This window comes from Mucilaginibacter sp. (assembly GCF_039925265.1).
GTDB lineage: Bacteria > Bacteroidota > Bacteroidia > Sphingobacteriales > Sphingobacteriaceae > Mucilaginibacter.
Map to the genome: position 1 here is coordinate 1 of NZ_JBDSZG010000020.1, position 12,452 is coordinate 12,452.

A 12,452-nucleotide genomic window follows, 5' to 3' on the forward strand; every position below is an offset into this window, starting at 1 on the left:
GCTTCTACAGCATTTGCTACACGTCGAGGGTGGTCAGTTTGTCCCGGAATCCCCTGGTCAGTTTGCCCCGGAATTGGTGGTCAGCTTGCCCCGGAATCAGGTGGTCTGGTTCATCAGAATCTCCACACTACCTCCAAACACAAATTGAGGTTATGCATGTGCCAGGCATTTAAATCCTTATAACCCTGGTAAACGCTATTCATCGGTTTATGCAGCAGATTTTCTTCGGTCTTGAAAAAATCGGCTAACAGGGCGGTGGCCGTATCACCTGCCTGATCGTTATCCATCCAGGTACAGGCTAATTTATAACCGTATTGCTTAATATAGGAGATGGCAGTTTTTATGCATGCGGTTGAATTCAGCACAATAACATCTTCCTGGTGCTGATGGCCTTCCTGAATCGTTAGAAACGTCAGGTAATCCATAAACCCCTCGAATAAATGCACCTCGTCTGTTTTGCTTTTGGTAGGCTGGCCACGGATAAAAGAAACAGTTTTCGATCCAACGCAACCTTTGAAAAACGAGTTTCTTAATTCATAACCCCTTTTTTCGTTTTTAAAACCAAGCGCGTAAAAATGTTTGCCGGTGTTTTGATTATGAATGCGCACTTGTTTAAGATGTTTGGCCGCAATATGCAGCGCAATACCGCGATTTTCCAAATAGCGGATCAACGCTATTTTGTTAACTGTATCAGCTGATTTCAGGCGAATGCTTTTATCCTTGTCCGGGCTGGCGATCTGTTGAATTGCGGCGACTGCCGGAATGGTGCCAACCATGTTTCTGATCCATCGTAACGCGTCATATACTGTGTCGTCTTCGCCTTGTGATTTCAGGTACAGGCACACAAGGTTAATACCATCGCCGCCCTGGCCGATTCCATGATCGTACCAGCAATTTTTAAGGCTATTAACGTGAAAACTTGCCGTTTTTTCGTTTCGTATTGGCGAAAAATAATAAGCATTGTGGCCGGTTTGCCGGGTAGGCTTGAAATTAAGCTTGGCTAAAATTTCGGAAATAGGTATCGTCTTCGCCTGTTCGATATTCATCGTGCGCTCCAAAGTAAAATGATAGGTCGGTGAGTGGGCAGTAAGGAAAAGGAGGTTTGCTCAGAACTTTCCTTTTCCGATTTTATTTATCGTATCAGCCGGTCTTCAAGGAACTTGTCCAGGTCTGACCGGTGATAGCGAACTGCACGCCCGATCTTGAAATATTTCAGATCGTAGCGTTTCTTGCAGGCCCAGGTGGCCAATGTATTTGGGGCGTAATTGATATAGGCGGCGGCTTCCTTGCGGTTCATAATTTCTTTTGGTTTTTTTCTGGTAGGCATTACATTCTCCGTTTGAGTAAAAAAGGCTCCTGAAGAATCGTTACGCTTCAGGAAACGGGAATGTTATAAGATAGAATACTTCGCAAAATCAAAAGAAACGCACTTCATCAATAAAGAACAACGATTATTATGAGCAGTCATACGATGGTAGTGCTTTGAAATTGATTATCGTTGCCAAAGAAATTTTTTTATTAATCAGAACCCGTCATTATGGTGCTGAATTGTGAGTAGAGTATTAGCTGATTGATTATTTTGTGATAAACTGAACATGGCGTTGGTGGCTTTTTCAACCGCAGCACGTACGGGGTCAAGGTGCAGCCGCGCATAAATCAATGTGGCCTCCGGTGAGCGGTGTCCTAAAGATTTTCCGATGATCTGCAAGCTTGCACCAGTGATGGCCTGGTAACTGCCCAATGTCCGCCGCAGATCATGCATACGGAAGTTTTCGATCTCTGCCTTTTCTAAAAGTTTTTTCCAGCTATGCGCGGGGCATGCGATATGTCCCGTTTTGCTTTTATTGCTTGGAAATACCCATTTCGGTTTTTTGGCAGATTGGCTACACTCCGCCAAAGCGATTTGCCAGCGTTGTTGCAGAATTTGTAAAACTTGTGGTGTCAACGGAATGATAATCGGGTCACCGTTCTTGGTATTCGGGATATGCCATTCCTGTTGGTGCCAGCGAATATCTGCCCATCGCATAGCGGTAACTTTGGATTTACGCGAACCTGTCAGCAATAACAGCCATGTATAATCTTTTATCGTTTGGTCTTCCTGGTCGAGTGCTGCAACAAAACGGGGGAGCTCCTCCGGCTGCATAAACCGGTCACGTGTTGCTTCTTTAAACTCTTTGATCTTTGTTGCCGGGTTAATGCCTTGCCAGCCCCATTCAATTGCCCGGTTAAAGATGGCCCGTAATCGCGCTACCGCGTTATTGGCGGCATAGTGTCCGCTGTCTACACCAATACGTGCGTGGGTGCGCTGCACGTCGTTTTGGGAGATGGCGGAAATCTTTTTATTTAGGAAATGGCTGAAGTGATTTTTAATGACTTGCTCGTCTTGCTGCCAGGTTTCTTTATGCTGCTTGCTGTAACGGGTCATGTATTCGTCGAACAGCTGCTGAAAGGTCATTTCATTGCGGATGCCGCGCTTTTCTTCCTGCGGGTTCTTGCCGGATGCTATCTGGCCTTTCAGCACGGACGCTGCTTTACGGGCGTTCTCAATGCTGGTATCGGGGAAGCTTCCGATAAGCAGGCGTTCCGGTCGCCCTGCGATCTTCTTGTACAAGTAAAAGGTTTTAGAGCCGCTGGGCCTGACATCAAGGATCAGGCCTTGTTCCCGGCTGTCGCGGTAATAAACGCGCTTGCCCGTATTTGGTAATTGTAATGCTAATAAAGCGGGCTTAGTGAAATTAAAAGTTTTGGCAGAGGACATGAAACGCATTCTTTCCGGCAGGCCACAGTCGTGCTACTGTGGTGCTACCTTTGGGGTCAAAAACAATGCATATAGATATATCTCACTTCCGGCTTTTGACGGGTTAAATGTTTGTTTTGTTTATAACAAACTACAAACATCCATCACCGGCAATTGCTACCCTCTCTCACTCAGGATGAGATCGGAATAAGGTCTGACATCACTGAAATATTTAATAACGTCAGCGATCTAAATACACACTAAGTTAGATTTACCAGACAGCAGTGCTACTATAGCGCTACCTGATCAATCAATTGCAGTCTATAGAATAAACTAAAATATTCAAGCTGAATTTTATATGGTGGACTAAGCCGGATAAGGAATTTTTTTATTTAGCCGTTGGTAGCAAAGAATAAAACTTTGAATGATTTTAACCTACCTACTCAAAGTGTCAACAAAATTATTAGACTATAGGTGACACCTCTTTCTAACAGTTCGTAAACGGCAGGTTCTTCTAAGCAGATTGTTTTATTCCCCATTTTATTAAAGTTAGCTGCTATGACACTTTTGGAACTGATACACTATTTATTGGGTCAAATTTAATTAAGGTCGCCTTATCTCCGCCTTTATCATTCCAAACACACTCATTAGCACCCCAAAATAACCTGTGATATTCAACATTACTGTTATTAAATTTAAAAAATCCGTTAGTGCCTTTACCTGTATATAAAAGCACCTCTTGCCCTTTTTTAACTTCTAGGTCAGGAAATATATAAATATGCCTGAATTCATTTGATACTTTTTCATCGCCATCGAATGTTTTATCGATAAGCGCATAACCTGAAGTATTGATATCGACAGACGCTATAAAGCGTACAAGTTCTAATTCGGGTTTATTGCTGTTTTCAACATAGTTGATTTTAAAAGGTATTAGGTTCATCTTATTAAATTAAATTAAAGTTTTTTAAAGTTAATAATAGAAAAACTTAATTGCAACACGTAGAACTTTGAGAAATTGAAAAGAGCGTTGTCCTTGTGAAATGTTGTCTAATTATTGCCCTGAAATAAAAAAGCAGTAGGTGTCTTTCACCTACCTGCTCCTTTTTAAGTACTCAGAGCGGGAATTAGACCCCTACTCCATTTACTGGAATAGGATTTTAGGTCCGATTTTCATTAATTGCGAAATGGAACAATGCTCTGCTTTTGTTATCTTGTTTTCAGATCCGAGCTTCACTTTTTTTTGCAATCAAATAAAATTGTGTTCAGGTATGCTCGCCGCTTGCAGGAAATCTAAGTACAAAAGCCAATTACTGATCTTCAGTTGAAAAACTTTAGTAAAATTTCGCGCTCCACCTGGATGACACAAAACCCTTGTAGAGGGATCGCACAGCGTTTAGGCGTGAAATCCCCCGTCTTAAAACGGAAAACATAAGACAAAAGTCTTCACGCTCTCTTGCCACTCTGCCGCAGCTTTGCCGCCCACATAAGTGCGATACTGCCTTACTTCTACATTGAATAGTCCCAAGTTCATCAGTCCTAAATCGTTGAAGCCGCAGCTTGGGGTGGCTTCGGTAATCTGCGTTGTATAAAGAATTTCATAGTGAGTTCCATCCGGTGGACCAATTTGTGGGCCACCTTCGGTTATGGTCCAAGAAAAATCAGCAAATTTTGTGCTGTGCGCAAAAAGTTGCCCATCCTTTCGAACTGCACTAGCACTATTTACAAAATCTTCCGCAAAGTATGATCCTAGTTTTTCGGCCGGAAAAGAACTAAATCGATCTTCGGATATTGTTATGCCCATAGGAGCTTCACAGCCTTCAGCACCACCTATATCTCGCGTTCTTAAATTCGCCTCAGAAACGTCTGTAAGGCGTAAAATCCCTGAAATCTGAAGCGTTCGCTCTTTTTCAGAAAGAAGAGAACTTGCAACGCTAAGTCCGCTGTCGTTCGCTTGAAGATCGCCATCAATTACGACATTGGCCGAGTACGGTATTTCGGCACCCGACTGATAAGCAAATAGCTCAATTGAGATTGCTCTTCTGGGACCCACCGAAATGTTTTCGTTCGATGACCGGGTAACCTGATCCGAACCCCCGTCTGTAACTGCGTTGGATGTGCTTATTTGTTGGGAAAATGAAAGAGATGCTGAACCACCTGCAACTCCAGGTACACCCACCGATCCAGATATTGATGCTCCGACGGTTGTACTTACACTATCGGTTTTGGTGACGCTCCAACTCTTAGTACCCGTCACCGAAAGACCAATTGTAGAGGTGACACTTGCGTCTGCACAATTAATAATAGTTTTGCGTGTCAGAATCCCGCTTTGCGGCAAGGTTGTAATTCGTGTCTTATCGAAGATAAGGTCGGTTACTCTAACAATTCTCGAGTTAACCACTTTTGCACTGCCTACATAATCGTACGGTACTTCTATCTCTACAGGTTCGGATGGCTTATTAATGTGCTTTCCGTCCTTGTCTGTAAAAACCCAGATTGATTTAATTTGTGTACCGGAATAGCGAACCTTTGACTTTAATTCCAAAAGTTGGTTCATGTAATCTGTTGCATTTACGTCTCCCATGTTTTTGTGTTTTGTTTGTGTTTGGTTTTTTTATAATGAATATCGTTATAATGCTTTTTGTATGACCGCCCACTCATAAAAATACGCAACTTTCACCTCAAATTTACTCCGGTTGAATTTATTTGATTATAAATATCTGCCATGTTTTATAATTAAATTTCGCGTTCAGGGGATTGATTACGGCCTTTTTGCGAAATTTCCCGGATGCGCTCCACTTCACATTGCCTTGCCCCAGCTGTCATGCCTTTAAAGCGTTCGCCTTCAGCTTGGGCAGATAATAACTGCTGTGTAACTTCGGGCGTTTCCTTTTTCAACTTATACATCTGATTAAATCCCTTGATATATTCCGGCGATGGGTCTTTTTCTTCCTCCATGATTAAAATATTTCGTAAGTAAAGTCTTCAATAAAATCACGTATGCTGTCGGCATCGTACAGTATGATTTTTTTCTCGGGTTGGCTGTAACGGATTTTCCCTTCATCGCGGAATTTCTGCAACGTGGTTTTGCTGGTGATACGCAACATGCGCATGGCTTCCTCGCCAGAAACCCATTTGTCGCTTTTCGTCTGGTGTTGCTTTTTGCTGTCGATATAGGCTTCAAGCTTATCGACCATCTCGTAAAAAGCCCTGTCTTCAAAGCATATTACTTCCACTGTGATTGGTTTTTTATCAAGGTAAAACTTTGTTGAATATAAAATTGATAAATTGATAACCATGCAGTTAAAACACGGTATTAATACCGTGTTTTAACTGGGCTTTTGAATAAATCAGGTCGAGGAACTTTTTTGTATGCTTCCTGTTTATTGGTCGTCGAGTAAAAAATGAAAAAGATTAGAATTATAAAGCCGTGTTTCTTACCTTTGCGCTCCACGCACCGAAAGGCGCACCGTTAACAAAACCGTTAACAAGTTATGTGACTGAAAAATAGCCGATACGGCAAGAGCCTTAAGAAGCTGATTTTCAGTTAGAAAAATAACCCGGCGGGGTAGCTCAGATGGTTAGAGCGTAGGATTCATAACCCTAAGGTCGGCAGTTCGATCCTGCTCCCCGCTACCAAACAGGCGAAAGCGGCAAAATCCAGATTTAATTCTGGTATGCCGCTTTTTTTATTACTCATAAGTTGCTGAAAATAAGTAACATACAAAAACAAAAAATTAATTCGCGGGGTTCGAACTTCTTCTTTTTTCTTACTAAAAGTAATGCCGTCTGGAAACACTAATGACTGAATCTTTTGCTTAACCACATAGTCGCTTAAAACCCACTTTTCAGCCATTTTTGAAGCTATTTCCAACGAAATATCGATGCAATCTCCAAGGTTCGAACTTTTTTTGGAGGCTTTTAAAATCTTACCTTCCAATTCGTCTTTTTCCAAAAGATATTTCTCAGAAAACTTGTTGTATAATTCACTATTAATTTCTTCTTCGATATAACGTTCTTCCAGGCGATTTATCTTTTTCATTAGCTCTTTATATTGATTGGCTAAAGAAACGTAAGCTTCTTCTTCACCTTTAAATAGTTGATTGAAAGTTGCTATAGCTTGTTGACGGATAAGCTGTAGAAAATCGTGATCTAAACTTAATGTAAAGTTATTTAGCAAATTATAAAAAGTCTCATTCAGAGATTTGGCATTCTTGTTGGTATTACAGCCGCGCGTTTTACACTTATAATAATGGATATTTTTTTTGCGCATAAGGTAGCCAGTAAGCGGCTTGCCGCATTCCGCACATTTTGTAAAACGCTTTAAAGGAATGGCTTCATTCTCTTCTTTTAAAGAATATCCATGAGCATTCTGATCTAAAATTCCGTTGACTTTCAAAAAGGTGGCTTTGGAAATCAATTTTTCCTGATTGCCCTCAACGATACGGCCTTCCAGCATATTATGGGCCATTAATCCGCAATAGAATGGATTTCTAAAAATTTCTGATATCCTTTGATGGTTTAATTTTAAACCTTTCTCCAGTAGCTTTCCGCGAATGGCTTCATTTGATAAGTTGTATTGTGATTTCCACTCGTAGGCCTGCCTCAAAAGTTTCCCCTTTTCGTTAACGACTATCTTACGAATACCATTACTGCGCACGATATCAAACCCAAGTGGTGGAGCAGTTGGCCAATCCCCCCTCAGCAGCATTTCTTTTATACCCGCTGTACATTTTTGTTTCCTGAGTTGATTATCAAACTCCCCAAATAAGAAAAGCATTTTTTGTTGCATCTGTCCCGATGCACTAGAGGTGTCAATAGGCTGGGTAACTGAAACTATTTCTATTCCTAACTTTCTGAGTTCGCCGCTTAACCAGATGGAGTTATCATTTCTGGAAAAACGCTCCAAACTGTAAACTAATATGTAAGATACTTTTTCCTTGGCCTTTTTTACAAATGCCAGCATCGCGATGAATTCCTTTCGCTCATCATTTTCGGCACTTTCATATGTTCCGCCAAATTGGGCTAATACTTTATATTTTAGTCTTTCGGCATATTGATTACATCCTTTCAGTTGTGTGCCCAAACTTAAATTATCAGCTTGCTCCCTGCTGCTTACTCTCGTATAAATTACACAGTTTGTACCACGTACTTTACTTGATGTTATTGTCCCTTTCGCAAATGTGTCAAATGGAGTTATTTCAATCATAAGTATGCGCGTTAAAAGATTAGAAAGAAGTTCAATTTACACATTTTCACCCGCTTCTCCAAGATTTTTACTCGAAATATTATTGCAATTGAAGGCAATTTCTGTAATCTTTTTGATGGTGATTATGATGTCCAAAATTTGGTTTTCAGAAAGTTTGGCGAATGCGGAATGGCGCTTAACTTCCTCAACGGTAAGATCTGTCTTACGTAAGACATCTAAGTCCTGAAATTTATTCACCTGTCTTTTAATTATTTTATATGGAGGTGTTGAGACTGTTGTCTTACACTATAATAGGAAGAGGCCCAAATAGACCGGGCATTCTTAAATTCATTAGCAAGTACGTGAAACGGCCTGCAAATTCACATCCCCTTGCCTTAAAGGATTATCGCATCAAGCGACTTCATTAACACAAAACTGGACTACTTTACTACGCTAATTTTCGCCCAACAGCAAAAATCCCATTAAAAACGCCTTTGATGCGATTTCAATGGGGACATCGGAATAATGAAAGGTTTTCCATTTTCCAGTATTGGTGCTGATGTTATTTCGAGCCATCAACAAAATTTCTTTCCAAGCGAGAAATAAAGTTCGTGTGGATAAATTCTTGTTTAGCAAACAAGTGTTTTTCATAACAAAAATAATTTGTAGGTGGGGACTTATATATAAAAGCACATATATCCTAAAAAAGACGCTTATCGGGTTTACCTGCCTCTCCTGCGGCCTTGATTTTTATCCTGGTTAGAATCAATGTGAGGATTAGTGGTATTGTTCCTGATGTTATTATAAATAAATTCAGGCTGGCTGGTTTCTGACATGTCGGTTCCAGCAAGATCAATATGCGGAACCACGCCTGATAATCGCTTTTCCGCCATTCGGCAGCCATTTATTGTTGAACGGGATCTTCCAAACGGACACGTATTTTTTAAGTCGATTATTTTCCCACTCATTTATCAGGGCTTTAAGGAAAAGGGCAGCAATGTATTCATCCTTAGTTTTATAGACCATTGTCTGAGTCCGGTAGTCCTGACCTAAAAGGTTGCCCATTTCTACAACCGACCGCTCATCCCAGGTTTGGAACTCGACTCTCGCAGCATCAAAATTTTTGTGTTCGGCTAATCGTATTATTACTTCGCCGGACAACAATGAGCCATAAAGTGCAATTAAATTCTCTTTTATGATATTGCCCGTTGAATTAAACAAGATCTCTTTTGAAATATCCATAACAGATTGATTGAGGCTGTTATTAGCCGAATAAAGGGAGATAAGTGTAAAAATAAAAGTCCCCAACACTCGCTGCCGGGGACTTTCAACCTAAACCTTATCACAAAAGCGGTAAAGAATATCCGCTCAGATGTTGCAAAATAGGAATAAATAATTTAAACCTGATTAATACGGTAAAATTTGGTGGCTCCCTTCTTGTTAGACTTATGGTAACGTAAATTTGCAATAACTATATGGGTAAATTGCTTATTTATGCCTGCCCCAACCTGCATCGGTCGTATGATCACAACCTTCGGAGCTAACAAACAGGGATTGAATCAAATAGCGATCAACGTCCAATGTTATGGAATAATAGTTTAAGCTGCCATCCATACGGCTTTGCAGCGAATGTAAATAATCCATGCGGCTATCGATTACGTAAAAACTTCCACACAAGGCGTCACAGTAAGGGCAAGCGGCTGCAAAATAGCTTCTTCTGACCGTGTTACTAAATTTATAACCTACCGTCGTTATATTAGCATCATCCTGTCGAAGGGTGACAACGAATTTCTCTATCAAATCTGCGCTTTTTCCTTTGACATGATCTAATGAAATCAGACTATGATAATATTGCCAGGTAGGGTTGTTCCAATTTTTTAGTTGGCGATTGGGAAAAACGATACCAGTCACTGTTTTGATTTTCCGCTGACACTTCCAACAGGTATCGCTCATGATCTCCAGATTAACTGGTTGAGATCCTATTTTAGGACCAACATAAGTAACCTTAGCATTCCAAATATTTGAAAGCCCAACATGGAGGTTTTCAAAATGAATACCATCGAAGGTTATTTTATATTTTTTTTCTCGGCAACAAGTTACCCAAATAAAATTGGGGCAGTGGATCAGCAATTTTTCCGAAATAAAAACACCTGTGTTGCCTAAACGCATTTCTTCAATTTCCTCGTTGATCACTATGAACAGTGTGCCTTCAGCAATGATATCATCCCTTAATATTAATAGTTTCTTTTCCAATCCTGCATTTAGTTCTAAAGAAAGAGGCCACACAAATAAGTTAACCTGCCTCGCCTTACTGTCTCTGAGCGCTAAAAAGGCAGGTCTGTTACCACATAATTCATATCCGTTTGGTTTTTCTTCCTGTACCTTTTGCCAGCTGTCAGGCAGGCTTTTTTGCAGTTCAACTGCTACGAAATCATAAAAATCATCCTTCATTAGTAAAAATTCTTTAGCAAAATGCAAATTCAAATTGTGGAAAAATGTATTGCAAATTCCTTTTATGGGTTTATTTATAATAAGAAAGTCCCAAGGTTTGCAGCCTCGGAACTTTCAATAATATATATACTAAATATCTTAAATTTAATATTGGCGATGAAACGCAGAATTACGCATATACTCATTAAACCAGCGCTGGTATTCCCGGTTGGCGTTTATTCTCCGATTGAGCACGGAACAGCGCCAGGCACACAATCCACAAGCTAAGAATGCTACAGACAAACAGGTAAGTGTTTCCTTCCTGATTTCAACCTTTTCGGCTGCCGTCATTTTATCCCTGGAATATTTCCTTCCAACAGCTCCAAAAAAGGCAAATGTCGAAATCAAACAGGCAAGCAATATGTTTCTTATAATGGCTTTCATGACTTAATTTGTTAATTAAAATCACTAATTAAATTAGTAATTTCCAAGTACTTACTTAATTTAATTCGTAAATATTATTGTTTTTTCGTGCTTCTAACACCCTATCCCGAATAGTATCCGTAATAGCAGATTCAGGGATTCCCTGCAATTGTATAACCGAATTTTCAGGGTCGGTGCTTTTTAAGGTCAGGTACATCAGTTTGAATATCTGTAGCATAAAAGATTGGGTGATAATGTAATCCTTCACCCTGAACATTTCCAGCTGATCGATACGCTTAAAGAAGATACCGCTCGTCATCCTGATATATTCATGGGTGATCAGGTATTGAAAACTACGGATGTATAATAACCTGTACCAGGCGAAAGCGCACACCACCAGGCTGAATAAAATAAAATACGGGGACAGCCACCAGGCCAGCAAAAGAAAGGTGATGGCCAGTATAATTAGCGGCAAGGCTTTCAGTAATGCGTACAGCATTGCCGGTCTTAATAGAATTTCATCGTTCTGCGTCATGTGTTAATTGATCTAAAAAAGTTAATGAATGAACCGGTTTACCTGTTCGAAACCGTGGGCGAATGCTAAAGGCTTCCTGAAAAGCGTGGAGCGAGATCTGTTCATTGTGAAAAACATGCAACAAGTTATCCCGGTAGATCATCACCTCATTTCCAGAATGAAATATTCTAATAGCGATATTTTTTATACCGGCCGTTAATTTAATATCGGTGATATGCCCAATGAGGTCTTTACCGAATACCAGGCTAAACCTCCTTCCTTGAAAATTCTGCCTGATCCAGTCCGCCTGCTCTATATAGAACCTGTTGCCAATAGCAATAAAAGCCAGTTGTTCCAGCCTGGGATACCTGTGCCTGTTTAGTGTGATAAAGGCCATCGCCTCCATTGCCGAATAAGTAATGATAACATGGCTTGCCTGCTGACTTCCAGCCACCCAAAGGTTTTGTGTGGAAGGAACCGTGTGAAAACCTTCGCCGTAATGTTCCTGCTGGTCGCCATAGTTAAAGGAAAGAGCGGCAGGGGGATTGAAAAAGGCTTGGATCTCCGAGGAAATGCCAAGCTTTGTTAAAATATCCATCAGTGTTACCTGCCTTTGCGAGTTTGAGATTGTTCAAACTGATGCGGCTTAAATCCATACTGGTTCTCAATATCCTTGAGCGCCTGGTAATAACCGGGGCTTAGCTTTTCAGCAGTTTTAGGCTCATGCTTTTTATTAAACATGGCGTTCAGTCCTTTATACACCATATAGGATAGCCCGCCATCGATCAAAATAGAGGCCACGAGCGCCAGTTTATTCGAGCGGATGCCATGGTGATCGGTGCCGGAGTAATTGAGTTTTGTACCATCGGTTAGCTGCACCTCTTTTCCTTTACGGTAATTTTCTTTTTGTGCAGGCGTCAGGAATTCATTATTCACCATATCCGGGACTAAGATCTTTTCGGTGTCCGAAACAATATATTCCTTTGTTTCCGGATCATATTCGACCAGCATCTCTTTTTTGGTGCCGTGATCATCAAGTGTTATCTTTAACAAACTGGCTACTTCGCCTTTTCGTAGCTGCGTGGCCTCTGTTTCATTCAAGAAATCTGGGGTTGGCGCTTTGCGGTATATCGGGTGAATAAGCAGATCCAGTTTGCCGTATT

General features: G+C 40.7%; 14 protein-coding genes and 1 tRNA gene. 1 reads left to right on the top strand and 14 read right to left on the bottom strand.

Annotated features, from left to right (window positions below; genetic code table 11):
• Positions 1-113 precede the first annotated feature (113 nt).
• From ABIX36_RS10945 to ABIX36_RS10975, 7 genes are all read right to left on the bottom strand, one after another.
• A complete protein-coding gene (locus tag ABIX36_RS10945; RefSeq protein ID WP_348082204.1) occupies positions 114-1,046 on the bottom strand; it encodes a toprim domain-containing protein in 933 nt (310 codons plus the stop codon).
• Between the two features lie 86 nt (positions 1,047-1,132).
• The gene (locus ABIX36_RS10950) at positions 1,133-1,327 is read right to left on the bottom strand and encodes a helix-turn-helix domain-containing protein (RefSeq protein ID WP_348082205.1); all 195 of its coding nucleotides are present in this window, start codon (positions 1,325-1,327) and stop codon (positions 1,133-1,135) included.
• Positions 1,328-1,522: 195 nt separating this feature from the next.
• On the bottom strand, positions 1,523-2,758 hold the full coding sequence (locus ABIX36_RS10955; protein WP_348082206.1) for a tyrosine-type recombinase/integrase: 1,236 nt from the start codon (positions 2,756-2,758) through the stop codon (positions 1,523-1,525).
• 535 nt (positions 2,759-3,293) lie between these two features.
• Positions 3,294-3,677: a hypothetical protein gene (locus ABIX36_RS10960; RefSeq protein WP_348082207.1), complete on the bottom strand. Its 384-nt coding sequence runs from the start codon at positions 3,675-3,677 to the stop codon at positions 3,294-3,296.
• A 474-nt stretch (positions 3,678-4,151) separates the two neighbouring features.
• Positions 4,152-5,318 (bottom strand): aerolysin family beta-barrel pore-forming toxin, encoded by a 1,167-nt coding sequence (locus ABIX36_RS10965; RefSeq protein ID WP_348082208.1) that lies wholly within the window; start codon positions 5,316-5,318, stop codon positions 4,152-4,154.
• Positions 5,319-5,470: 152 nt separating this feature from the next.
• Positions 5,471-5,692 (bottom strand): hypothetical protein, encoded by a 222-nt coding sequence (locus ABIX36_RS10970; protein ID WP_348082209.1) that lies wholly within the window; start codon positions 5,690-5,692, stop codon positions 5,471-5,473.
• A 2-nt stretch (positions 5,693-5,694) separates the two neighbouring features.
• Entirely contained in the window at positions 5,695-5,970 is a 276-nt protein-coding gene (locus ABIX36_RS10975) for a helix-turn-helix domain-containing protein (RefSeq protein WP_348082210.1), read from the bottom strand.
• A gap of 326 nt (positions 5,971-6,296) precedes the next feature.
• On the opposite strand from ABIX36_RS10975, the gene ABIX36_RS10980 reads away from it, so the two are divergent.
• Positions 6,297-6,373: transfer RNA gene (locus ABIX36_RS10980), tRNA-Met, on the top strand.
• 1,606 nt (positions 6,374-7,979) lie between these two features.
• Here the strand turns inward: ABIX36_RS10980 and ABIX36_RS10985 are convergent.
• The 7 genes from ABIX36_RS10985 to ABIX36_RS11015 all read right to left on the bottom strand — a co-directional run.
• On the bottom strand, positions 7,980-8,180 hold the full coding sequence (locus tag ABIX36_RS10985; protein WP_348082211.1) for a hypothetical protein: 201 nt from the start codon (positions 8,178-8,180) through the stop codon (positions 7,980-7,982).
• A gap of 594 nt (positions 8,181-8,774) precedes the next feature.
• Positions 8,775-9,164, bottom strand: a complete 390-nt coding sequence (locus tag ABIX36_RS10990; protein ID WP_348082212.1) for a hypothetical protein — start codon at positions 9,162-9,164, stop codon at positions 8,775-8,777.
• 246 nt (positions 9,165-9,410) lie between these two features.
• Positions 9,411-10,373: a hypothetical protein gene (locus ABIX36_RS10995; RefSeq protein ID WP_348082213.1), complete on the bottom strand. Its 963-nt coding sequence runs from the start codon at positions 10,371-10,373 to the stop codon at positions 9,411-9,413.
• A gap of 144 nt (positions 10,374-10,517) precedes the next feature.
• The gene (locus ABIX36_RS11000) at positions 10,518-10,796 is read right to left on the bottom strand and encodes a hypothetical protein (protein WP_348082214.1); all 279 of its coding nucleotides are present in this window, start codon (positions 10,794-10,796) and stop codon (positions 10,518-10,520) included.
• A 55-nt stretch (positions 10,797-10,851) separates the two neighbouring features.
• The gene (locus ABIX36_RS11005; protein WP_348082215.1) at positions 10,852-11,310 is read right to left on the bottom strand and encodes a PH domain-containing protein; all 459 of its coding nucleotides are present in this window, start codon (positions 11,308-11,310) and stop codon (positions 10,852-10,854) included.
• On the bottom strand, positions 11,294-11,887 hold the full coding sequence (locus tag ABIX36_RS11010; protein ID WP_348082216.1) for a hypothetical protein: 594 nt from the start codon (positions 11,885-11,887) through the stop codon (positions 11,294-11,296). Before ABIX36_RS11010 ends, ABIX36_RS11005 begins: the two co-directional genes overlap by 17 nt.
• A 5-nt stretch (positions 11,888-11,892) precedes the next feature.
• On the bottom strand, positions 11,893-12,452 hold a 560-nt coding region (locus ABIX36_RS11015), incomplete at its 5' end, for a DUF3945 domain-containing protein (protein WP_348082217.1).

Excerpts from the sequence above, each read along its gene's own strand:
- ABIX36_RS10945 (WP_348082204.1), bottom strand. The coding sequence starts at position 1,046 with ATGAATATCGAACAGGCGAAGACGATACCTATTTCCGAAATTTTAGCC.
- ABIX36_RS10950 (WP_348082205.1), bottom strand. The coding sequence starts at position 1,327 with ATGCCTACCAGAAAAAAACCAAAAGAAATTATGAACCGCAAGGAAGCC.
- ABIX36_RS10955 (WP_348082206.1), bottom strand. The coding sequence starts at position 2,758 with ATGTCCTCTGCCAAAACTTTTAATTTCACTAAGCCCGCTTTATTAGCA.
- ABIX36_RS10960 (WP_348082207.1), bottom strand. The coding sequence starts at position 3,677 with ATGAACCTAATACCTTTTAAAATCAACTATGTTGAAAACAGCAATAAA.
- ABIX36_RS10965 (WP_348082208.1), bottom strand. The coding sequence starts at position 5,318 with ATGGGAGACGTAAATGCAACAGATTACATGAACCAACTTTTGGAATTA.
- ABIX36_RS10970 (WP_348082209.1), bottom strand. The coding sequence starts at position 5,692 with ATGGAGGAAGAAAAAGACCCATCGCCGGAATATATCAAGGGATTTAAT.
- ABIX36_RS10990 (WP_348082212.1), bottom strand. The coding sequence starts at position 9,164 with ATGGATATTTCAAAAGAGATCTTGTTTAATTCAACGGGCAATATCATA.
- ABIX36_RS10995 (WP_348082213.1), bottom strand. The coding sequence starts at position 10,373 with ATGAAGGATGATTTTTATGATTTCGTAGCAGTTGAACTGCAAAAAAGC.
- ABIX36_RS11000 (WP_348082214.1), bottom strand. The coding sequence starts at position 10,796 with ATGAAAGCCATTATAAGAAACATATTGCTTGCCTGTTTGATTTCGACA.
- ABIX36_RS11005 (WP_348082215.1), bottom strand. The coding sequence starts at position 11,310 with ATGACGCAGAACGATGAAATTCTATTAAGACCGGCAATGCTGTACGCA.
- ABIX36_RS11010 (WP_348082216.1), bottom strand. The coding sequence starts at position 11,887 with ATGGATATTTTAACAAAGCTTGGCATTTCCTCGGAGATCCAAGCCTTT.